A 21,880-nucleotide genomic window follows, 5' to 3' on the forward strand; every position below is an offset into this window, starting at 1 on the left:
GAATGGTGATTGGCTTGGGATTGGAGTGCTATAACTTACTTTTAGTACCAACAGGCAATGAAATTATGTTTGACGATGAGCTCTTGGTAGTCAACGGGACGAACAAGTTAAACTTCGGAGAGGTTAGCTCCTTAATCGCTTCGTTCCCATTTGTTAACTCCTACACTCCAAAAGATATGTCACAAGGCAGTGATCCTGAATGTTATTTCGTTTTCGCTGATGGCTCTTGCATAATTGAGATAGAAATCAATGCAGGATCAATTGAAGCAAATAGAGTTGTTGAAGAAATATCAATTCGATTCGCCGTCACGAATCCAATAGACACATTCCAAAAAGCACTACAAATATGTGAAGATGTCTCTATCCAGCTCAATATGCAAATTATAGACATGAGGTTGAAAGCAGTTATTGATTTGGCGAATGATTTGGTATTAGCCAAAAGCAAGAAAGCGTTTGAAGAAAAAAGAGTAAGATTTTATAAGATGTATAACTTGCCAATAGACACTTGGGCAAAGCCTATGCATTGTGGAAAAGCATTGTTTGATGAATTGAGGAATCAGTAAACTCAATGACCTTGGAGGCAATCTCCTAGGTCTTTTTTTATGTGCGCCCAGCATGGGCGCTATCTATAGGGTTGAAGTCCCGAATGGCGAAGGCAGTAGTAGCCATTAGCTTAAAGAAAGGGTGTCCACCGCAGGTGGAATTTAAAGGAAGCCAGCGGCAAATCTCCGGTCTGAGGAACATGAACTTCATATAAGGCTAACGTAGGCTGGATGAGGTTGCATAACAAATCAAAGTCCATACTACCAAAGGCGTACGAGAGTAAATGGAGCAGATAGATGGAGAGAAAGATAGCGTTCTTACCTGGGGAGATCTGTGCGGAAGGCGAAGTCACTTCGTAGACCTGCTTGAGAAAGTAGACTGAACGCACAGGAGTCAGCAGAAGCCATAGTACGCAAGCTGTTGCAACAGCTGCGGAAGGGCTGAACATGGAATAGGTATTTGTACATCCAGGTGTTCAAGATGGGTAATGAAAGCAGAAAAATATTGTGTTAACAGAAGATATAGATACGGAAGACCTTATCAAAGGAATTGAAAAATATACGGATATCATTGATGATGATTCATTTTTTGATGAGAATTTCCCTAAAATGGAAGAAGCATGAATAAGCCTCATTGAATAACTTTACGTGGAGAAGTGGGGACGATAGGCTGATGCCAGGCGACTCACTTGTGGTTCGCCGCTATTCGCAAGTAATCGTGCCCTTAGAGGCTCCGCGTCAAGTGGACATACTAAAGATGGTTTATCTTTCTAGATACATTAGAAACTTCTCGTCCCAAAAAGAGGAATTTTATAAAAACAGTAAAATTGTATAAAGTACAATAACAAATAGGAGTTGCTTCAATGCCACCATATTTTTCAGTACATTATTCTTTTCCGTTTTCAACGTACAATGAAAGTTTTGTCAGTGAGATTTACAACATAATATTTAGCCGATTTCCATTTAAGTCGGATTATTCGATGTCAGAGAAAAACACGCTAGAAGAGATAATAAAATGGAATACATCTAAACTTGCAAAGAAATTCAAGCTGGGATTTGACCAGCATGTAAAGCATGACTATAAACAAATTCTTCTTGAGTCGGATTTGTTCAGACATCTTCGTTTATATTGGATGTACGAATCAAACGAAATTGTTTTGCATTTGATTCTTCCTGAAGATGACATCTTCGTAGATGATAAATATTTGAAGTACGATAGTACGAAGTTAGTGCCTCTACTTAATATTTCTGAAAAGATATGGAACTCTTTTGAAGTAAACACAATTCAGACCTATCATGAATTAGGGGCTCCGACAAGTTATAAGGAAGTCCTAGACGCTGAGCAACCATCGTCAGAACCATTCAGCATTGTTTCAAATGAGGCGTTAAGTCGAATCAAGAATGTGCTGAATGACAAATTCTTAGTTAAGGAATTGAATCGTGGTTCTCTAATAATTCAGAAGGAAATTGGCGTTCAATTTTAATTGAGGTGGTTTAGAATGAACAACGAGGAAAGGCTAATTGCTGAAGAGACACTCCACCACTTATTTGTGGGTTCGAGTGTTGATGGGATACAATTTGGATTATCTCCCGCGACAACAAAAATTTACTTTACTCATTATGACAGGAATAGCGATGAAGATTTTGTTTATTTGAATGTTGAATCTAAATGGTCAATTTACCCAAACACTACGGGTTCATTTCCGGATTCAGAACTCGAAATGATAGATATGACTGAAGAAGAGGAATACTGGAATTTATACAAAATAAGACGTTAGAAAGTAACTCAAATAAGAATTGGTGAAATATCTCCACATTTATTCATCACATTGAAATCCGGTTTGATTCTTTTTATTAACGGGTTTCATGAAAAGTATGAGTGATGGCAATCAGGAGTTCTTTTTGATAACTTATGGTTAGTAGTTGCATGCCCGGGAAACGGAATAGCTACTTGGACTCCAACGAAAAAATAGATAACTAAGGTGAATACTCCTGCATCTATTTTGATGTTATCAATAATGCTTAGTCCACACATGTGGAGTATGGAAACAATGCTGAATCATAATATGAGAAGAAAATTCGTCACCAAGGCTTAAATTCTTATAATCTAGATCTGTGCTTATTTACTTGTGTTAAGTTATTAGTGGGGATTTCAAAATCGATTTCTCAAGTCGGGATTTTTAATATAAACCCTGTTACTATGAGTAGGGTATTATAAAGGTGAAAAAACGGAATGACTGGTTATCTATAGCAGCAGTTCCATTTATATTTGCTTTGCTGGACCTTAGTTATGTAGAAAAAAGTTGAGTTCGTTGAGTGGTTACTGATTCCAATCACCGTCTCGTTTATCATTCTCAGTGAATCTGGTGGAGCGATTATCTCTTACATGGGATGTAGTACGATCAAAATGACATCACATCGTGTCCATAACCTCAAAAAATTCGATAATACCGGAGAAGACATGGAGGATCTAATCTCCATCGGCACGATCGGCTTGATTAAAGCCATCGAGAGCTACCGCCCGAACAAAGGCACAAAGCTGGCTACTTTTGCTGCCCGTTGTATTGAAAATGAAATCCTGATGCATCTAAGATCTTTGAAGAAGACTCGTAAAGATGTATCTCTGCACGATCCAATTGGGACTGACAAGGAAGATAATGAAATTACACTCATCGATATCCTTGGCTCCGAGGCTGATGATGTCATTAAAGAGGTCGATCTTAAGATTGAGAAGAGCAAGATCTATCGTAACCTGGATATATTGGATGATCGGGAAAAAGAGGTTGTGGTGGGGCGGTTTGGATTAGATACAGGTGGGGAGGAGCGGACACAGCGGGAAATTGCCAAGGAACTCGGGATATCGCGGAGTTATGTTTCGCGGATAGAGAAAAGGGCGCTGATGAAGCTGTATCATGAGTTTTATAAGGTGAAGCGGTAGGACTGATGACAATTACACAGTAATAATCCATTAATAATAAAACTTGAAAAGCGACTTGTCTACGGATGAGTCGTTTTTTGTGTGGATAGGGTTCGCCCTACTTATGATACGGTTCATTTCATCGCACTATCTGTAACGGCAAGTTATAAGGCCATCCCTTTCGGGATGGCCCTTCCTGTAAACGTGGTTACTCGAGTACTCTGTCATGTTTAATTGAATTTCTTTTAATTAGTAGTTCCTAGTAATCTGGAAACAATTGCTGCAAACTCTGCTCTAGTAATATCTTTTTCAGGCTTAAATGTACTGTCTGCGTATCCTGTAATAATATTATTGGATGCGAGTGCATCAATGGAATCATAATACCATGCATTTCTTGTGACATCTTTGAATGATGTGTTTCCAGTACCTGTTAGCTTAAAGGCTCGAGTGATTAGTGCCGCTAATTCACCACGTCTAATCTTCTCATCTGGACGGAATCTTCCGTCACTATATCCGTTCATCAAACCTGATCCAGCAGCTGCACCAATAAACTTATTCGCCCAATGAGTTGGAGATACATCTATAAAGTTACTTTCTTGTCCTTCAAGTCCCATGTAAGTTGCAATTACTTTAATTGCTTCGGCACGAGTCAAACCTGAATTTGGACGGAATGTTCCATCGGAATAACCCGTCAATAATCCCTTAGCAATTAGTGCGTCAATGCTTGCTTTTGCCCAATGATTCATTGTATCTACAAAACTAACAACTTTCGGCTTATCTGCTGGTGTTATTGTTTCTGCAGGTGCCGTTGTTTCTATAGGCGTTGTTACTGCTGGAGGAGTACCTCCTCCAGTATTTGGATTGGTTGGTCCATTATCTGTGTTTGGATTAGGATTAGTAGAGTTTGAAACATATTGAAGTGCTGGAGCAAATGTTGTAAGTAGTCTAGCTTGACTTTGTTGCTCAAGAGCGTAGCCCATGCCTAAAATTTTTGCATCATCCCATGCTCTACCAACCAATTGCATAGAAATAGAATATCCGCTGTCATTCGTTCCTACAGGAACAACTACCGTAGGGAGACCCACATTAGAGGTTAATACGCCCGTGTTACGGTCAGAACTTAATTGAGAAGCTGATGCGTCATTGTTATATACGTCACTAATAAAACCTGCATAAACAACAGCATCAACGCCATTCGCGTCCATCCAGTTTTTAATAACTTCCTTATAGTCGCTTCTATACTTAATGTAATCTTGCACAGCTTGTTCAGTCATACGAGTTGGAGTACTATATCCTCTTTGATTATAGATAAGCACCTTATCTGAAGCTAGTACACTTGCTCCATCAATATAAGGGAAGTCCTTATGAAGCTCAATATAACGTGCCCAACCTTCAGTAGATCCATTAATACCTGAAGGACGACTAGGGCCTGATGGTACAGCTGACATTTCAACCATTGTCGCCCCCGCTGCTTGAAGCTCTGAGAACTTATCCATCACTGCCCGTCCAGTATCATCATCAGCATATGCAGATACAAAGGATGCAGGAATATATCCAATTTTCTTTCCTTTCAATGCATTAGCATCCAGAGATTCCTTCCAATCCACTGGACGCTTATGATCTGCATCAGCAGTGACTGTGAAAATATCCTGTGGGTCCGTACCCGTTGTAGTATTCAATATAATGGCTAGGTCAGTTACTGTTTTAGCAATGGGACCTGCATAATCTTGTCCCCAAGTGAGTGGAAGTACTCCTGTAGTACTTGCCATACCGTCTGTACCCCGGAAGCTTTTTAAGCTAGCGCCTGTAGTTGGTGCATAGAGAGATACCCCTGTTTGCGATCCCATTGCTGCTGCTGCAAAATCAGCTGCAACAGATACTGCAGACCCGCCGCTTGAGCCAAAAGATGTTTTTGATGGATAGAGTGCATTCCATGTTTGCTGCCAGCCGCTCTCACTAAAGCTTCCGCTGTTAGCAAACTCAGAGGTATTTACTTTACCAATAATTACAGCTCCAGCTTCCCGCAGCTTTTTCACTTGGAAGGCATCGGAATCAGGCTGCCAGCCTTCAAGAGCTTTACTGCCACCTGTAGTAGGCATATCCTTTGTGTCATAAATATCTTTTATCGCAATTGGAATACCCAATAAATCACCTTTTACACCTTGTGCACGGGCATCGTCAGCAGCTTTTGCTTGGTTAAGCGCAGTTTCAGATACATGCAGGAATGCATGGAATCCCAATTGTCCCTCATCGTATACCTTAATTCTATCTAAATAGGCTTGAGTAATTTGTACAGAAGTAGTTTTACCATTAATCATATCCTTCTGTATTTCTGCAATTGATTTATTCTTAACATCATACGGAGATGAAGTTATTAATTCTTTGGCCGCAGGAGCATTTGGAATATCCAGATGATCTCCAGTATCAAGTCCCTCTATAGCAGATATATCCCAGTTGCTAATTGAACGAATTTGTGCGTTTGTTAATCCTGTTACATCCAGCAGACTATTAAGTCCATCTAGCATAGCAACCAGATTTTTCAACCCTTCTTCACCAGCTTCTCCAACTTGTACATAATTTACTAGGGACTTCGATTCGCCCGGCCCAATATTTAGTGAATTAATGAACCCATAGAAATTCGCTTCATTTCCATACTCAGCTAAGGGTACTGTGAATGGATCCTGTTGCTGATTCCCTAGACCTGTTAATCCATTATCAAACGGTTTTGGAGATCCCACTGCAACGCCTAGCGGCTTATTGTTTCTGGCACTGCTATCTACAACAATCCATGAATCATCTGTAGTTACCTTAAGATCGCCTGAGTAGGTTGCCTTAACTACTGAAGCATTTGTTGTTGTACCATATCCTAAAGAGCCACCGAATGATACATCAACTTTTATAGCGACATCATTTTTATTAGTGAATGTATCAAAGAATCTCGTTCGATTATGAATAGTATCCACATACACCTCACGTGTTACAGTTACATTTCCTAGATTTACAGATTGAGCCGAAGTAAACTTATTAACGCCATCGTATTTCAAGTCAAACCCACGCATCATTTGACCATTCATCAGTGGAGCTGAAGGCGAGGACACTTTAACAAAGATATTGCCGAAACCTTGTACTTGTGTAGCACCAATTGTACGTAAACTTCCTGTGTCTAAGCTAGGAGCAAAAACATCGTGAATCTCCCATACTGTGCCACTTTCTGAAGTAACTCTAGTTAAAGCGTCAGCTGTTTGGAACGGAATTACAGTCGTAGCAATAACAGATAACACAATTGAAGTAGCTATAAATTGCTTTTTACTCCAATTTTTTTTTGCTGGTGAATATTCAGATCGGGTGGAACCAGAATGATCTCTTTTAGTTTCACGTAGACGTTTGAACTTATTCATGTGCGTAATCTCCTTTTCCTTTATGTATTTTATTATTTAATGTTAGGAAATATAACACTAGTATTTGTTTCAGTCAATGAATATTATGGATTTAATATATTTTGAGTTTAAAAAAAGGAAAAAAAGGCTTTTTTAATTATTATGTGTAATGTATATGTTAACTAAAATGTTAAATAGATAACGTTATATGATAGATTTTAAGGGGTTGTAGGATATTGAGTATTATCATCCGGCTGCATCATCAAAAACCTTGAATTTCACGAGTTCAAAAAGAAGAGGAACAGCTAATAATTAACAGAGAATATTATGTTTTTCATTTCATGAAAGTGGAAGATTTCTATATGGGAGAATGGCATAAAGCAGAATCACTGATGATTCCAGATGCACTAGCCCGCAAGATCAATAATGGGCATCCTGAAAAGAGTAAAGTATCTGCTGGGAAAGAAGCCATAAGAATAGCCAGGTAGTATATCTGGAATAAGTGGGATTTCATTGTGGAAACCACTTTAGCGGGTGGTAACGTTATAAGGCAGATGAGGGATGCAAAGGAATAAGGCTTTGAAATTATTGTGTTTTATGTGGGGCTAGCAGATGTTCGGCTAAATATTGAATGTATTGCTCTACGTGTGAAAAACGGTGGCTATCATATTGAAACCGAGGATATTGTTAGACGCAATTTAACAAGTGTGAATAATCTGATATCTCACTTAGAGTTGATTGATCATTAATTGTTATTGATAATAGTAAAGCTGTAATTGGTTTATTTTTTTGACATCATATCATGTCCGCAACCTCAAAAAATTCGATAATATCGGAGAAGACATGGAGGATCTGATCTCCATCGGCATAATCGACCTGATTAAAGCTATTGAGAGCTATCGTCCAAACAAAGGAATGAATGTGTAAAATCAGGAGACATATGTACATTTGGCGAATGATTTGGTATTAGCAAAAACAAGAAAGCATTTGAAGAAAAAAGAGTAAGATTTTATAAGATGTATAATTTTCCATTGGACAATTGGGTAAAGCCTATGCATTGTGGAAAAGCATTGTTTGATGAATTGAGGAATTAGTGAACTCAATGACTTTGGAGGCAATCTCCTAGGTCTTTTATTATGTGCGCCCAGCATGGGCGCTATCTATAGGGTTGAAGTCCTGAATGGCAAAGGCAGTAGTAGCAATAAGCGATTGGCTTAAGGTAAGGGTATCTACCGCTAGGTCGAATCTGAAGGAAGCCAGTAGCAAATCTCCGGTCTGAGGAACACGAACTTCATATAAGGTTAACTCAATGAGGTTGCATGACAAATGTTGTAAACCTGCATTCAGCCTCCTACATACCAGCTGGTAGCTTAGCGGACGCATCGTAAATTCGTGGGTCAGCTTTTCCATGAATTGCACACAATCGTGGGAAGGGTGATATACCGGCTCTTCCGACAACGGACAACAGCTCACTTCCCACTGCCTCCACCGCAATTTTCCCTTGCACTACCCCCTCTTCCAGAATCACCATATCCTCTTCCCTGTTGATGTTCAGTTCCCCGAAGAAGTCAAAATGGATCCCGATCAGTTTGGTGGTCGGATCAGCCTCCGTTGCATTCGTGGTAGACGCCGGAAGGCAGAACGATAAGCTCCCGGGTAACACCGTGTAGGTTCGCTCCTCCATCGCAACGTACAATAGGCCGTGGCACACATAGAGTAGCTCAAAATCTTTTAGCCTCCTTCTCGGGAACAAGCGAGGCGCGACCGTCTGGAACTGCGTTTAATGGATAGAGGGAGTCCACTCATGGAAGAGGAATCGCTTGCGGACCGGGTGTTGGAGAGGGTGGGAAATAGCAGGATAGATCCCTTACATAGAATTAGATGGAATACCGGAATCGTGCAAAAAGTAACTTTCTTAGCTAAATAAAACTATCCATCATTCTTATATAATAAAGGTAACAAGGTATCATAACAAGACGAAAGCTATTCTGTAGTAATCCGGTATTATACAAATGTAAGAGAAGGATATGCATGAAGAATGGTAAGTCATTAATGCCCACCCAAGAAGATTAGATGCTGTAGGGAGACTTCGGCTTCTCCCAACAAGGAGCTTGGATCAACACAAAATAACCTCCGCGAGTGAGAAGGATAGGATGGATGCATCATGAAAAGGTACGGGGCGGTCGTGATAGGCTGTGGTTATATGGGCTCTCTCCACTTGGACGCGATATCACAACAGGAGCGAGTCCGGTTGATCGGCGTGGCGGATTGGAACCGGGACAGGGCCTCCTTAGTGGCAAGCCAATACGGAGCCAAGTGTTGGAGCACGGATTACCGGACATTGATCGAGCGTGACGATGTGGATCTGGTCATTATCGCCACGTACCCGTCCTCCCATCTGGAGATCGCAAAAGATTGTCTCGCTGCAGGGAAGCATATCCTATGCGAGAAGCCTATGGCGGGCAATGCACGGGAAACGCAGGAATTCATGAAGCTGGCCGGTGGAGCCAAAACCAAGGTGCTGATCGGTCACATCCTTCGCCATAACACCACGTACCAGGCGGTAATGAAGATGATCCGGGAGGGCGCCATCGGCTTCCCCTTGGTCATCCGGTTATCCCAATTGAAGCCCTCCCAAAATTGGGCTTCCCACTTGTCCCTGCTTCGAGACGTCTCGCCGATCGTAGATTGCGGCGTCCATTATATCGATGTGATGCGTTGGGCTACAGGGGCGGACGTGATAAGCGTCAACGGGATCGGGCAGCGTCTTTATGAAGAAGTCCCGCCGTACACTTACAATTATGGGCTCATGACCCTCCGTTTGTCGGACGGCTCCATCGGCTACTTTGAGACGGGGTGGGGCAAGGGGCTTCCGACTGATAACCGGAAGGAATTCATCGGACCCGCAGGCCGGATCCGCATCATCTACAAGAACGATCGACCGCGAGAGGATCAGCATCTGGGAAATCTGGTCGAGGTCGAAGACCATCGGAAAGGAACGGTCCGGCAGATCAATATGGACTTCTCCGTGAAGCCTACGGGTGCCCAACTGGACTATTTCCTGTCCATGCTGGAGAACAACTTGCCCGCTATACCGGCAATGGAGGATGCCTACCGGGCGATGGAGGTCGCACTCCTGGCCGATCGGGCGATCCATGAAGGAATTACGTTACCTTGTGCGAAATAAGGGTGGACTGACATGGTTATGGTAACAGGGGATGACCCGGTGCAAGGTGTACACCTGCTGAAGGGCTATATCGTCCCCACCCATGTGAAGGACGGCATCAGATATCAGCCGATCGATCCAATGGATGTGTGTTTACGGTGTCGTTGGGCGAGGGAAAAGTAGGGGATGCGCCCGAGTGGGATACAGAGGAGAGGGAGGTCTCCTTCATCCGCCAATACAGGTAATGGTAGACGGCCGTGCGAAATCTCGGATCTAAATAATCAAGTTAATTTATGGGGTTATTTTGGTTTGTTAACCCCAGTGGGATTCCGAACAGAAGGGAATGAAGCATGGAAAGAAAATTGGAAACCTTAGTAATTTCCCGTCTGACAAATCAGACGGATGTTTCAGATACAGAAGAAGTCCAGATCATCAAGCAATATCAATGGCTTAAAGGGTATTACCCGGTCGTTACAGCAAGATTAAATTACAGTCAGGAGGATCTGAAGCTTCAGTTTAAGGTTTACGAAAAGAATCCAATACGAACATATAGAAACATGAATGATCCCGTGTATAAGGATAGCTGCATCGAGTTCTTTTTTCAGCCTACTCCGGATTCGGACCAACGCTATATGAATTTCGAATTTAATGCGAATGGCACAATTCTCTTGCAGATAGGAGCGGATCGGTATGATCGCTTCCCAATCACTATTAATCCGGCACTTTTCCACGTCCTAACCACCACCGATCAAATCAATGATAAAGGAGAAGTGTATTGGGAATTAAGCTTTTCGATCTCATGGGCTTGGGTACAATCTTATTTTCCAGACTTTCGGGCAGTGCCGGGAAAAAGGATAAGAGGAAACTTTTACAAGTGCGGAGACGATACGACCTATCCGCATTTTGGAACATGGAGCAGAGTTCATTCGGACAAACCAGAATTTCATAGAAGCTGTGATTTTGGGATTCTGTACTTAGAGTAACTGCGAAATGCAGCGTCAATGAATAACTTCTGAAGCCGTGTGACAACAGTGTCATCCAACAATCCACGTTTGTGCGCGGGGATCGAGTACTCGTGAAAAAGGACAAGACGGCCAATAAAGATCAATATTACTTATATAATGGTCATGGTGATATGGTAATGAATGTAGACACTAGCGCAAAAACTGTAAATGAATATAGTTATGATGAATGGGGAAACATCACTGGCCAGATAGAAGGAATCTCCAACTCTTTTAAATACGCAGGTGAAGTGTATGATGCAGAAACGGGATTATATTATCTGCGGGCTAGTTATTAGGATCCAAGTATGGGTCGGTTGTTCCAAAAGAAACAGTAGGACAGTCACTGGAAGGGTTGGACTTGATAATGTTGTAAGATAGTTACGAAGTTATGTTTCAAGAATAGAAAAAAGGGCATTTATGAAGCTGTATCTTGAGTTTTATTAGGCGAAGCGTTGCTTAAATTTATTAGGTAGGTCCGTTAACATTAAAGTATTAAAAGGCGACTTGTCTGCGGACGGGTTGCTTTTATTTTTTTCAATTCCTTTCAAAATAGTGTTCAGTTTTGACCGATCTACTCATGCAAAACATTGAATAGCATCCATAAAGATAACCGTCAAATCATAGGAAATATGATATAATGACGTCGTTGTTGTATGGTGCATTTTAATATGAAAATAGGATGGACAATATGAGAGGATATTTTCATAACGTCGATAAAAAACGATTGATTATTATGGTTATCGGCAATGTATTTCTGGGCATGGGAATCAGTATTTTTAAGCTGTCCGGCATGGGGAATGATCCCTTCAGCGGTATGGTTATGGCACTTGCAGAAAACACAGGTATGACATTTGCAAATTTTCTGATCTTATTGAATCTGGTATTGTTTGTAATCGAATTCATAACAGGACGAAAGTTTATTGGCGCCGGGACTTTCGTGAACGCAATTCTTCTAGGTTACATAGCTACTTTCTTTCATAGTACTTGGCTATCTCTGTTCGGCGAACCTCAATTGATATGGCAGCAGGTGGTCATCGTAGCGATTGGTGTAGTGGTATGCAGTTTTGGGGTATCTCTGTATCAGTCATCGGAGGTAGGCGTAGCTCCCTACGACAGCCTGTCCCTGATTATGAGGGATAACTTCCCGAAAGTATCTTATTTTTGGCACCGGATGTTTACGGATTCTCTTTGTGCTTTGGTTTGCTTCCTGGCAGGAGGCATTATAGGCTTAGGAACTCTGGTATCCGCATTGGGTTTGGGACCTATTGTTCATTTTTTTAATGTGAATTTTACGGAGAAACTTCTGGCAAAAAGGCGTACCAATTAAAAAGTTTATGAATTACAGTAAAGGCGGGGCAGATCAATCTGCCCCGCCTTTACTGTAATTGAAGGTCCATTTCTAATGAGCAGCGGATGAACTTTTTATTTTATTATTTTTATGAACATCTTCTGTACCGCTATCCAAGGCGGACTTGTAGTAGAAGCATTTATGTTCTATGACTTCCATCGTTTTTTTTAATTCTTCCATCTGTGCTTCTACGGAGGCTTTCCGCTCCAAGAACATGTCATATCTTTGCTGTAAGGTGGAATCTCCCTCTGAGCACCACTCAATGAAATGTTTTATTTCTTTAATTGGCATCCCGGATGACTTCAGGCATTCAATTACTTTTAAAGCGTCCATATCGGATTGTTTAAATATACGTTTACCGCCGGAGGTTCTTTCTATAGAAGGGAAAAGTCCTTCCTTGTCATAGTATCGCAGGGTATGTGGTGTCATGTTAAAGGATTCCGCAACTTCACTTATGGAGTATGTTTTCATCATCTATCTCCAATCTCAAATATATTTTATGCTTGACTTAGAGTTAACTTTAAGTAATAACATATGTTTTGTAAAGCTGACGTTATAGATTTTAATATTATCTAGAAGAGAGGTTTCACTATGATAAAAGTTAATGCACGCGCTACATTCAGTCAGGAAGGTCCATTCAAGCTAACCACAATCGAACGCCGAGATCTGCAGCCGCACGATGTTCTTATTGAGATTAAATACGCTGGCATCTGCCACTCGGATATTCATACTGCCCGCGGGGAGTGGGGGCCGGTCAACTATCCACTTGTTCCGGGACATGAGATCGCCGGAATTGTCAGTCAGATCGGTTCTGGAGTCACAAAGTACTCAGTAGGCGACCGGGTAGGAGTAGGTTGTATGGTTGACTCCTGTGGAGAGTGCAGTAATTGCCATAAAGGTGAGGAGCAGTATTGCCTGAGTGGAAATACGGGCACCTATGGAGCTATCGACCGGTACGGGCAGTATACGCAAGGCGGATATTCCACCCATATTGTTGTCACCGAGGATTTTGTGGTTCGGATCCCTGACAGTATTCCGCTTGACGCCGCTGCGCCGCTTCTGTGTGCAGGAATCACCACCTATTCACCACTACGTCATTGGGGAGCTGCTCCTGGCAAAAAAGTAGCTGTGGTGGGTCTTGGCGGACTTGGACACATGGCTGTGAAGATCGCTCATGCCATGGGGGCAGAGGTTACTGTTTTATCACAGTCATTGAAGAAGAAGGAAGATGGATTGAAATTAGGGGCGGATCATTATTATGCCACAAGTAATCCGGAGACATTTAAGCAGCTTGCCGGTTCATTCGATCTTATCGTGAATACAGTAAGCGCGCAGATTAATATCGATGCCTATCTTTCGCTTCTGGCGCTGGACGGCACATTAGTCAATGTCGGTGCACCCGCTGATCCATTAGCAGTTAACGTGTTTTCGTTGATCGGCCACCGCCGTTCGTTTGCCGGATCGATGATTGGCGGAATCCGTGAAACGCAGGAAATGCTTGATTTCTGCGCTGAACATAATATTGCATCTGAAATCGAGGTCATTTCTGCTGACCGGATTGATGAAGCCTGGGAGCGTGTACTTGCTTCAGATGTCCGTTACCGGTTTGTCATCGACATCAGCACGATGGGGAACGAATAAGGATTTCCTCTTTGTTTAAATCGGTTCGCGTCCAGAACCTCTGAGAATTCGATAATACCTGAGAAGATATGGAGGATCTGATCTCCATTGGCACAATCGGGAAGGACAAAAATGTAGAGATTCTCAACAAAGTATTTAAAAAGCAACTTGCCAACAGGGGAGTTGCTTTTTTGTTAAGATTTTTATAGCTGAAGATATAGAGCCGATACGGATTAGAAAATCGTAAGATATGAAAGACAGGAGCCGCAGCCACTCTTGCTGCAGGATTTCAGCAATGGACGATCTGATAGATATATCGCAAAAGAGCCTTGGCACTATAAAGGCTCTTTTTGTGCTAAAGGTTGACATTATAAATAAAAAGAAAGTATGATGTTTTAAATCGTAATAATTACGAATAATTGTTAGCCATAATCGAGTTGAGTAAATAATTTGTTAAAGGAGCTTCAATAATTAATGAATAAAAGCAGCACCAATCAACGTCTACCCAGAGCAAAAGGAATCGATATGGGCACCTATTATACACCCAAAGAATGTGCCAAAAAGGTTAGACATCTCGTTCTGCCCGATATGAATCGAAAGATTGTCGAAGAATTCATTGCAATTTTAGGAATGAGGGGAATATTTGAAGAGCATCGAGTTCCAATTCCAAATAAAGTGGTTATGTATGGTCCACCGGGCACAGGGAAAACACTTACGGCATTTTATATGGCTCAAATGCTGGAGCTTCCACTTATCCTAGTTCGACTAGATGCAATTATTCACAGCCATTTGGGTGAGACTGGAAGTAATATCCGAAAAATATTCGAGTATGCCAAAGCATCTCCTTGTGTTCTTTTCCTGGATGAGTTTGATGCCATTGCAAGAACACGGGAGAGTAATGACGAGGTTAAAGAAATGGCTCGTGCGGTGAATACACTGCTGCAATGTCTCGATGATTTTGGTGATAATAGCATTTTTGTAGCAGCGACTAACCTGGAAAATGAACTGGATAGAGCTATTTGGAGAAGGTTTGATACAAAAATGATTTATTCTAACCCTGATGAATCAAGTAGGCGTCAATATGTTGAACTGTTAATCAATGATTTTGAAAGAGATGCTGGGTTGATGGAGGAGGCCTGCGAGCGTCTTTCCGGTTGCAGTTTTGCTGATATAGAACAAATTGTTCTAAAAGCGAAACGTAAGGCGATCATAGAACATTGTCCGCTAAAACGAAAGCATATTGTTCTTTCTTATGAAGAATATTATCCTTCCATAAAAGAACCCAAGCAATTGAATTCTTAATCGCTTGGGTTCTTTGCTTCATTTTCATGGGTGTTATTTCAGCTCTGAATTATGAATTCATCAACTGATATTAGGTGTAGAGTCTCTTATGATGAGTTTGGTATAAATATGAGAAACCTGATAGGGTTGCTTCGGATCATTAATTCGGGAAAGTAGCATTTCGGCTGCTTTGACGCCCATCTCATTACTATAAATATGAACCGTGGTGAGATGGGGTTCTACAATGCTTGATTCAGGACCGTTATCAAAGCCACAAATGACGATGTCGTTAGGAATGGAAAGCACATTTTTGAGTGACTTCATAAAGGTAACCGCAATATAATCGTTAGCACACACGAAAGCAGAAGGGAGCTCATTGATTTGACTTAGTCTAGTATCTGCCCACTCTGGACTTGAGAAAAATAGTCGATCGTCATCGAGAATGCATTGTGTGAGATCAAGCTGAATCCCGGATTCTATCAGTGCGCGATTAAAGCCCACCCATCTTTCATTAAAACTCCTACAGTGATTATAGTCCCCGATGAACCCCAGTGATTTGTAACCGCCCTCAATTAACTTTTTGGTAAGTTGGTATGTGCTGTGTTCGTTCTCCATGAGAAGGACATCTGCTTGGAATTCAGGGTAACAGACATCTGCAGAGCAGTCGATGAAAATAGTTGGAATACCTAGACTTGTAATCAGCTTACTATATTCCGAATTAAACAACTCAATACAAATAATTCCGTCTACATTGGAGACATCAAAATTATTTGGAAGAGACAGGGACTCTTGATCAATATCTCTTATAATGTGCATGGATAAATTATATCCTTCTGCACTGATTCTTTTTTCCATGCCGCTGATCAGTTTCGATCCAAAGTGGGAAGTGTTAGGTAAGTTTTCTGTTAATAAAGCGATGTTTCCAGAGTTTCTTGATAGAGTACTTTCGGAGTCCATAAATGCAAATTGTTTATATTTTAACTCTATCGCTTTCTTTATGACCTTGTTTCTGGTTTCATCAGGTATACCGTTCGTTCCATTTAACGCTTTGGAAGCTGTATTTCTGGAGATTCCTAAAGCGTCTGCGATGTCTTGTATGGTTACTTTTTCCCGAGCCATCTATGTAATTCACCTCTATATTCATGTTCTTAATATTCGCCGCAAATACTGTACTATTTGTCGTTATTTCAACTCTCTTTAATGTATATTAGTTTGCCTGAAATAGCAACATGATTTTTACAAATGCACAATTCAGTTTACATTATATTTGGTCATAAGTGTGCATTTAATTAGTTTAGTTTTTATTTTATTTCGATTTTTGTGAGAATAAAGGTTGAAATCTTATTTGAATTGGCTGTATTTGTAATTATGTAAAAATATATACGCCATTTATGTACAAAATAATTTGTCATATGCACATAAATATTTTTACAAAATGTATTGACGAACGATTAAGTGTTTGGTAAATTGTAAAAGCAGCAGGACATAAGAGAGATTGAAAGCCCTTACTGCATCAAGATGTAAACATTGATAAGAACGGAGGTAAAGGCATTGCATAACCCAATAGAAGCCGAACACGGAATAACGGTGACGAGACATAAGAGTTCCTTCATGGATTATTTAAAGAAGCACTACTTTCTTTATATTTTGCTCGCACCAGCTGTGATTCTGACCCTTATTTTTAAGTACGGTCCTATGTATGGTGCGATTATCGCCTTTAAAGATTTCAGCCCAATCAAAGGAATCATGGGAAGTGAATGGGTAGGTTTGTACAACTTCGAGAAATTCCTTTCTTCCCCCAATTTCGAAGTAATCTTTATGAATACGCTTAAATTAAGTTTCTTCGGATTAATTCTGAGTTTTCCAATTCCGATCCTGCTTGCCTTGATGTTGAATCAAATTCGCCGTGCAGGCGTCAAAAAGAACATTCAATTGTTCTTGTATGCACCGAACTTTATTTCTGTTGTTGTCGTGGTCGGGATGTTGTTTATCTTCTTGTCCCCAACGGGACCGATTAACCAGTTTTTCACCTGGCTTACAGGTGAACCAATTATGTTCATGTCTCGTCCTGAGTACTTCCGTTCGATCTACATTTTATCCGATATTTGGACCGGAGCCGGTTGGGCATCCATTATTTATGTAGCAGCGCTTGCTAATGTCGATCCTGAGTTACATAATGCAGCCAATCTTGACGGCGCTAATCTTCTACAAAGAATACGCCATATCGATCTGCCAACCATTCGTCCAATTATGGCTATTGTATTTATCCTTGCAGCCGGCGGAATTATGTCAATTGGCTTCGAAAAAGCCTACCTCATGCAAACGGCGATGAACTTGCCAACCTCAGAAATCATTCCGACTTACGTTTATAAAATTGGTTTGCAGTCGGGCGATTATGCCTATTCAGCCGCAGTAGGATTGTTTAACTCTATCATCAACATCGTCTTGCTCCTCACAGTTAACTTCACCGTGAAGAAACTGAATGAGGGTGAAGGTCTTTACTAAGAAAGGAGCAACAAGTTATGCCCATTAAACATTCCGGATTAGATCGCTTTATCATCGTGCTGAACGCGATCTTCCTGACGCTGGCCGTACTTATCATCGTTCTTCCCTTGATTTATGTAGTGATTGCATCTTTTATGGATCCATCTGTGCTGCTCAGTAAAGGATTATCATTCAACCTATCGGACTGGTCATTAGAAGGGTATGTAAAAATTCTTTCGAATCCTGCCATGATCCGTGGTTTTGGAAACTCTGTTTTATACTCTATTTCATTTGCTATGATTACCGTTCTCGTCTCAATCTGTGCAGGGTACGCACTGTCCGATGACAGGCTCAAAGGAAAAGGGTTCTTCATGACATTGTTTATTATCACCATGTTCTTTGGGGGTGGACTCATACCGACATATCTGCTCGTTAAGAACCTTGGTTTGCTTGATACAGTATGGGCGGTGATCATTCCAGGGGCAGTTAATGTTTGGAACATCATTCTTTCTAGAACTTTCTTCAAAGGCGTTCCGAATGAAATGAAGGAAGCCGCTAATGTAGACGGAGCTTCGGAAATGCGGATTTTCTTCAGTGTCGTATTACCGCTCTCCAAACCGATTGTTTTTGTGCTCGCTCTTTATGCCTTTGTGGGCCAGTGGAATTCCTACTTTGACGCTATGATCTATTTAGATAATCCGAATCTTCATCCACTGCAGCTGGTGCTACGTTCCATCTTGATCCAGAATCAGGTAGATCCGGGCATGATCAGTGATCAACTCGCCATGGCGGAAATGAAACGATTGTCTGAAATCATCAAGTATGCTGCCATCGTTGTTTCCAGTTTGCCACTCATTGTTATGTATCCGTTCTTCCAGAAGTACTTTGAAAAAGGTGTTATGGTCGGTTCCCTTAAGTAGGAAACAGGCTGCACATAGATAAAGATTAATTCATTCCTATCTAATTTGGAGGTCATACCCTATGAAAAGAATTAAGAAATCAAGAGTTTCGACGAAAGCAGCTTCTGCCACTGTACTTGCTTCTCTTATATTCCTTACTGCATGCGGTGGAGGAGGAGGGGGAAGTGCAGCTAGTAAAGAACAGGATGCCAGCGGTAAAGTAACCTTGAACTTTATAACACAAAGCTCTCCACTTGCACCAACTGATCCCAATGAAAAACTGATTAATAAACGTCTTGAAGAAAAGACGAATGTTCATATTAATTGGAAGAATTTCACGAAAGACGTATTTGTTGAAAAAAGAAACTTGGCTGTGGCCAGTGGTGATCTACCTGATGCTATTTTTAATGCAGATTACAGTGACTATGAGCTGCTTAAATTGGCTAAGGATGGTGCCATCGTCCCGCTGAACGATCTCATCGAGAATAATATGCCAAACTTCAAAAAGGTGCTGGAAGAAGCACCGGAATATAAGAGTATGATTACGGCACCAGACGGTAATATTTATGCCTTTCCATGGATTGAAGAGCTGGGTAGCGGTAAAGAAAGAATCCAGGCAGTAGATAGTATGCCTTGGATCAATGTGGAATGGCTTAAGAAGCTTGGCCTTGATATGCCTACAACAACGGAAGAATTAAAGGAAGTATTAATTGCATTCAAGACAAAAGATCCAAACGGCAACGGTAAGGCTGACGAAATTCCATTGTCCTTTATTAACAAGCCGGGAGCAGAAGATCTGGCATTCCTATTTGCTTCGTTTGGATTGGGGGAGAACCCTGACCATGCGGTTGTGAGCAATGATGGGAAAGTGATATTTACGGCGGCACAAGAAGACTACAAGGAAGCAGTTTCTTTTATTAACGAGCTGTATAAAGAAGGACTCATTGATATTGAAGCCTATACACAGGATTGGAGTACTTATCTTGCTAAAGGGAAGGATCAGAAATACGGACTGTACTTCTCATGGGATAAGGCCAACATCACCGGAGATAATGGCACCTACGAAGTTATGCCTCCACTTGCTGGACCTGATGGCGAAGTTAACGTAACAAGAACGAACGCGCTTGGTTTGGGAAGAGGGAAGATGGTTGTTACAAGCGCCAATAAGAACTTGGAAACGACAGCGAAATGGGTGGATCAACTCTTCGATCCGATTCAATCTGTACAGAACAACTGGGGAACGTATGGAGACGATAAACAGCAAAACATCTTTGAATTTGATAAAGAAAAAGATATGCTGAAACATTTGCCACTGGAGGGTGCAGCTCCTGTAGAGCTACGTGAGAAAACAAGTGTCGGTGGACCATTAGCTATTCTTGATTCCTATTATGGGAAATACACAACCATGCCGGATGATGCCAAAGGCAGAATGGATATTATCAAGAACATTATGGCGCCAAAAATGAAAGCAGAAAACGTAATGCCGAGTGTATTCCATTCCATTCAAGAGCTTGATCGCCTTACGACAATTGAAACGGATCTTTTTGCTTACGTGCTTAGAATGCGTACTGAATGGTACCAAAACGGTAAAGTCGAAGCGCAATGGGATGAATACCTGAAAGAATTGGATCGCTTGGGCTTGCAAGAATGGCTTGAAATTAAACAAAGCGGCTATGACAGAGCAAGCAAATAATAAACTATAAATAATATACGGTAAAGACCGTGTTCGGGAGTAAAGGAGAAAACAATAATGTCTACGATTGCGAAACAAAATTACCGAGGTGTGTATCATTTTTCCCCTAAGGAAAAGTGGATGAACGATCCAAACGGAATGGTTTATTTTGAGGGTGAATATCATTTGTTCTTTCAGCATCATCCGGGTGGAATGACCATGGGGGCTATGCACTGGGGCCATGCGGTTAGTAAGGATCTGGTTACCTGGGAGGAGCTGCCTATCGCTCTCGCTCCTGATGAATTGGGGATGATTTTTTCCGGCAGTGCTGTAGTTGACTGGAAGAATACGACTGGATTTTTTGAAGGTAAACCAGGTTTGGTAGCGATTTTTACGCATCATTTGGATATGCCAGAAGGCAAGCCAGCCATTCAGCGTCAAAGCTTGGCCTACAGTAAAGATAACGGAAGAACCTGGACGAAATATGAAGGAAATCCGGTACTTGAACATGATACATTTATTGATTTCCGTGACCCAAAAGTATTTTGGCATAAAGATACTAATAAATGGGTGATGATTGTAGCTTGTGGTCAAACGGTGTGTCTATATCATTCTCCTGATCTAATGAACTGGACATATGCCAGCGAATTTGGTGAAGGAATCGGTTCTCATGATGGGGTATGGGAATGCCCAGACTTGTTCCCGCTTGCTATTGCTGGCGATCATTCGAACACGAAATGGGTGATGCTTGTGAGCATCGGTGCGGATCCCGCTTTTGTGGAAGGGTCAAGAACGCAGTATTTCACAGGGGATTTTGATGGAGAAGTGTTCACGCCAGATGAAGATTCGCTAAAAGTTCGCTGGATTGATTATGGAAGAGATAATTATGCAGGTGTAAGCTGGTCTGATATACCGGCTGAGGATGGAAGACGACTATTTATCGGCTGGATGAGCAACTGGATGTATGCTAACAAGACGCCGGCAGAACAATTCCGCGGCGCGATGACGATTGCAAGGGAACTTCAACTCGAATCAAGACAAGGGGAGATCTTTCTTGTGCAGAAGCCGGTACGGGAGCTAGAATCTGCTCGTGTACAAGTCCTTTCTATGAAAGAGGCAACGGTGCAAGAAATCAATACTCTTCTTAAGGAGATTCACTTGGAATCTTATGAGATTATAGCTGAGTTCACTCAGGGTAAATCTGTAGGCTTCAAAGTAAGAGTAGGTGCGGATAGTCAAACGGTGATCGGTATTAACGGTGAGACCGAGGAGCTTTATGTAGATCGGATGGCTTCAGGTCAGCATGATTTCCACGAACATTTCGTAGGACATCATTCAGCCAAACTCGAAGCGCTTGATGAGTCAAATGATCTCCGTATTTTTGTGGATCGCTCTTCAGTTGAGGCGTTCAGTAATAGAGGTCAGGCAGTGATTACGGATCTTATATTCCCTGGACTAGAATCTAAAGGTATAGCTGTGTTTGCAGAAAATGAGAATGACTTGCTGATTTCCCTGGATATCTATGAGCTTACTCCCTCTGCTGGGCAAGACAAGAATTAGTCACCGAGAG

Annotated in this window: 21 protein-coding genes and 2 pseudogenes; 17 read left to right on the plus strand and 6 right to left on the minus strand. The window is 41.5% G+C overall.

From position 1 onward, the window contains the following. Positions 1 to 2 precede the first annotated feature (2 nt). On the plus strand, positions 3 to 563 hold the full coding sequence (locus tag MHB64_RS07065; protein WP_341134038.1) for a hypothetical protein: 561 nt from the start codon (positions 3 to 5) through the stop codon (positions 561 to 563). Between the two features lie 110 nt (positions 564 to 673). On the opposite strand, the gene MHB64_RS07070 is transcribed toward MHB64_RS07065, so the two are convergent. Continuing rightward, the gene (locus MHB64_RS07070; RefSeq protein ID WP_234541632.1) at positions 674 to 991 is read right to left on the minus strand and encodes a hypothetical protein; all 318 of its coding nucleotides are present in this window, start codon (positions 989 to 991) and stop codon (positions 674 to 676) included. Between the two features lie 414 nt (positions 992 to 1,405). Here MHB64_RS07070 and MHB64_RS07075 point away from each other — a divergent pair, with 414 nt between their 5' ends. The 3 genes from MHB64_RS07075 (at position 1,406) to sigK (ending at position 3,480) form a co-directional block, all read left to right on the plus strand. Beyond that, a complete protein-coding gene (locus MHB64_RS07075) occupies positions 1,406 to 2,026 on the plus strand; it encodes a hypothetical protein (protein WP_341134039.1) in 621 nt (206 codons plus the stop codon). Positions 2,027 to 2,041: 15 nt separating this feature from the next. Beyond that, positions 2,042 to 2,320, plus strand: coding sequence for a hypothetical protein (locus tag MHB64_RS33865; RefSeq protein ID WP_445671602.1), 279 nt, complete (start codon positions 2,042 to 2,044; stop codon positions 2,318 to 2,320). Positions 2,321 to 2,928: 608 nt separating this feature from the next. Continuing rightward, a complete protein-coding gene (gene sigK / locus MHB64_RS07085; RefSeq protein ID WP_341134040.1) occupies positions 2,929 to 3,480 on the plus strand; it encodes an RNA polymerase sporulation sigma factor SigK in 552 nt (183 codons plus the stop codon). 224 nt (positions 3,481 to 3,704) lie between these two features. Here the strand turns inward: sigK and MHB64_RS07090 are convergent, their stop codons facing one another. Continuing rightward, complete coding sequence (locus MHB64_RS07090; protein ID WP_341134041.1) at positions 3,705 to 6,857, minus strand: amidase family protein; 3,153 nt, start codon at positions 6,855 to 6,857, stop codon at positions 3,705 to 3,707. 341 nt (positions 6,858 to 7,198) lie between these two features. Here MHB64_RS07090 and MHB64_RS07095 point away from each other — a divergent pair, with 341 nt between their 5' ends. Further along, a complete protein-coding gene (locus tag MHB64_RS07095; protein ID WP_256989870.1) occupies positions 7,199 to 7,324 on the plus strand; it encodes a hypothetical protein in 126 nt (41 codons plus the stop codon). A gap of 295 nt (positions 7,325 to 7,619) precedes the next feature. Further along, positions 7,620 to 7,751: pseudogene (locus tag MHB64_RS07100) on the plus strand (sigma factor); the annotation flags it as partial. Positions 7,752 to 7,970: 219 nt separating this feature from the next. On the opposite strand, the gene MHB64_RS07105 reads toward MHB64_RS07100, so the two are convergent. Further along, entirely contained in the window at positions 7,971 to 8,246 is a 276-nt protein-coding gene (locus tag MHB64_RS07105; RefSeq protein WP_341134042.1) for a hypothetical protein, read from the minus strand. Then, positions 8,188 to 8,520, minus strand: a complete 333-nt coding sequence (locus MHB64_RS07110; RefSeq protein WP_341134043.1) for a hypothetical protein — start codon at positions 8,518 to 8,520, stop codon at positions 8,188 to 8,190. The genes MHB64_RS07105 and MHB64_RS07110 overlap by 59 nt, the downstream gene beginning before the upstream one ends. A gap of 519 nt (positions 8,521 to 9,039) precedes the next feature. Between MHB64_RS07110 and MHB64_RS07115 the strand changes: the two genes are divergently transcribed. The 5 genes and pseudogenes from MHB64_RS07115 to MHB64_RS07135 all read left to right on the plus strand — a co-directional run bounded on the left by MHB64_RS07115 (position 9,040) and on the right by MHB64_RS07135 (position 12,333). Further along, positions 9,040 to 10,023 carry a Gfo/Idh/MocA family protein gene (locus MHB64_RS07115; RefSeq protein WP_341136056.1) on the plus strand — a complete coding sequence of 328 codons (984 nt, stop codon included), beginning with the start codon at positions 9,040 to 9,042 and terminating at the stop codon, positions 10,021 to 10,023. A gap of 9 nt (positions 10,024 to 10,032) precedes the next feature. Then, positions 10,033 to 10,152 (plus strand): annotated as a pseudogene (locus MHB64_RS33870) (sugar phosphate isomerase/epimerase); the annotation flags it as partial. A gap of 200 nt (positions 10,153 to 10,352) precedes the next feature. Then, on the plus strand, positions 10,353 to 10,985 hold the full coding sequence (locus MHB64_RS07125; RefSeq protein ID WP_094872190.1) for a carbohydrate-binding family 9-like protein: 633 nt from the start codon (positions 10,353 to 10,355) through the stop codon (positions 10,983 to 10,985). A 92-nt stretch (positions 10,986 to 11,077) separates the two neighbouring features. Next, positions 11,078 to 11,302 (plus strand): hypothetical protein, encoded by a 225-nt coding sequence (locus MHB64_RS07130; RefSeq protein WP_179281669.1) that lies wholly within the window; start codon positions 11,078 to 11,080, stop codon positions 11,300 to 11,302. Between the two features lie 392 nt (positions 11,303 to 11,694). Continuing rightward, the gene (locus MHB64_RS07135; RefSeq protein WP_094872192.1) at positions 11,695 to 12,333 is read left to right on the plus strand and encodes a YczE/YyaS/YitT family protein; all 639 of its coding nucleotides are present in this window, start codon (positions 11,695 to 11,697) and stop codon (positions 12,331 to 12,333) included. Between the two features lie 72 nt (positions 12,334 to 12,405). Here MHB64_RS07135 and MHB64_RS07140 read toward each other — a convergent pair whose 3' ends face one another. After that, a complete protein-coding gene (locus tag MHB64_RS07140) occupies positions 12,406 to 12,825 on the minus strand; it encodes a MerR family transcriptional regulator (protein WP_280787531.1) in 420 nt (139 codons plus the stop codon). Positions 12,826 to 12,945: 120 nt separating this feature from the next. Between MHB64_RS07140 and MHB64_RS07145 the strand changes: the two genes are divergently transcribed. Together MHB64_RS07145 and MHB64_RS07150 are read left to right on the plus strand one after the other, a co-directional pair. Continuing rightward, complete coding sequence (locus MHB64_RS07145; protein WP_341134044.1) at positions 12,946 to 13,995, plus strand: NAD(P)-dependent alcohol dehydrogenase; 1,050 nt, start codon at positions 12,946 to 12,948, stop codon at positions 13,993 to 13,995. A gap of 453 nt (positions 13,996 to 14,448) precedes the next feature. Then, positions 14,449 to 15,276: an AAA family ATPase gene (locus tag MHB64_RS07150; RefSeq protein WP_341134045.1), complete on the plus strand. Its 828-nt coding sequence runs from the start codon at positions 14,449 to 14,451 to the stop codon at positions 15,274 to 15,276. Positions 15,277 to 15,336: 60 nt separating this feature from the next. Here MHB64_RS07150 and MHB64_RS07155 read toward each other — a convergent pair whose 3' ends face one another. Further along, positions 15,337 to 16,374: a LacI family DNA-binding transcriptional regulator gene (locus MHB64_RS07155; protein ID WP_094872198.1), complete on the minus strand. Its 1,038-nt coding sequence runs from the start codon at positions 16,372 to 16,374 to the stop codon at positions 15,337 to 15,339. Between the two features lie 492 nt (positions 16,375 to 16,866). On the opposite strand from MHB64_RS07155, the gene MHB64_RS07160 reads away from it, so the two are divergent. From MHB64_RS07160 to MHB64_RS07175, 4 genes are all read left to right on the plus strand, one after another. Further along, the gene (locus tag MHB64_RS07160; RefSeq protein WP_094872200.1) at positions 16,867 to 17,760 is read left to right on the plus strand and encodes an ABC transporter permease; all 894 of its coding nucleotides are present in this window, start codon (positions 16,867 to 16,869) and stop codon (positions 17,758 to 17,760) included. Between the two features lie 17 nt (positions 17,761 to 17,777). Beyond that, entirely contained in the window at positions 17,778 to 18,659 is an 882-nt protein-coding gene (locus MHB64_RS07165) for a carbohydrate ABC transporter permease (protein WP_341134046.1), read from the plus strand. 61 nt (positions 18,660 to 18,720) lie between these two features. Next, positions 18,721 to 20,331, plus strand: a complete 1,611-nt coding sequence (locus MHB64_RS07170) for an ABC transporter substrate-binding protein (RefSeq protein ID WP_341134047.1) — start codon at positions 18,721 to 18,723, stop codon at positions 20,329 to 20,331. Between the two features lie 57 nt (positions 20,332 to 20,388). Continuing rightward, positions 20,389 to 21,870, plus strand: coding sequence for a glycoside hydrolase family 32 protein (locus tag MHB64_RS07175; RefSeq protein ID WP_341134048.1), 1,482 nt, complete (start codon positions 20,389 to 20,391; stop codon positions 21,868 to 21,870). The last annotated feature ends 10 nt before the right edge of the window (positions 21,871 to 21,880 follow it).

The sequence above is a fragment of the Paenibacillus sp. FSL K6-2859 genome (genome assembly GCF_038008265.1).
Taxonomy (GTDB): Bacteria; Bacillota; Bacilli; order Paenibacillales; family Paenibacillaceae; genus Paenibacillus_AQ; species Paenibacillus_AQ nitricinens.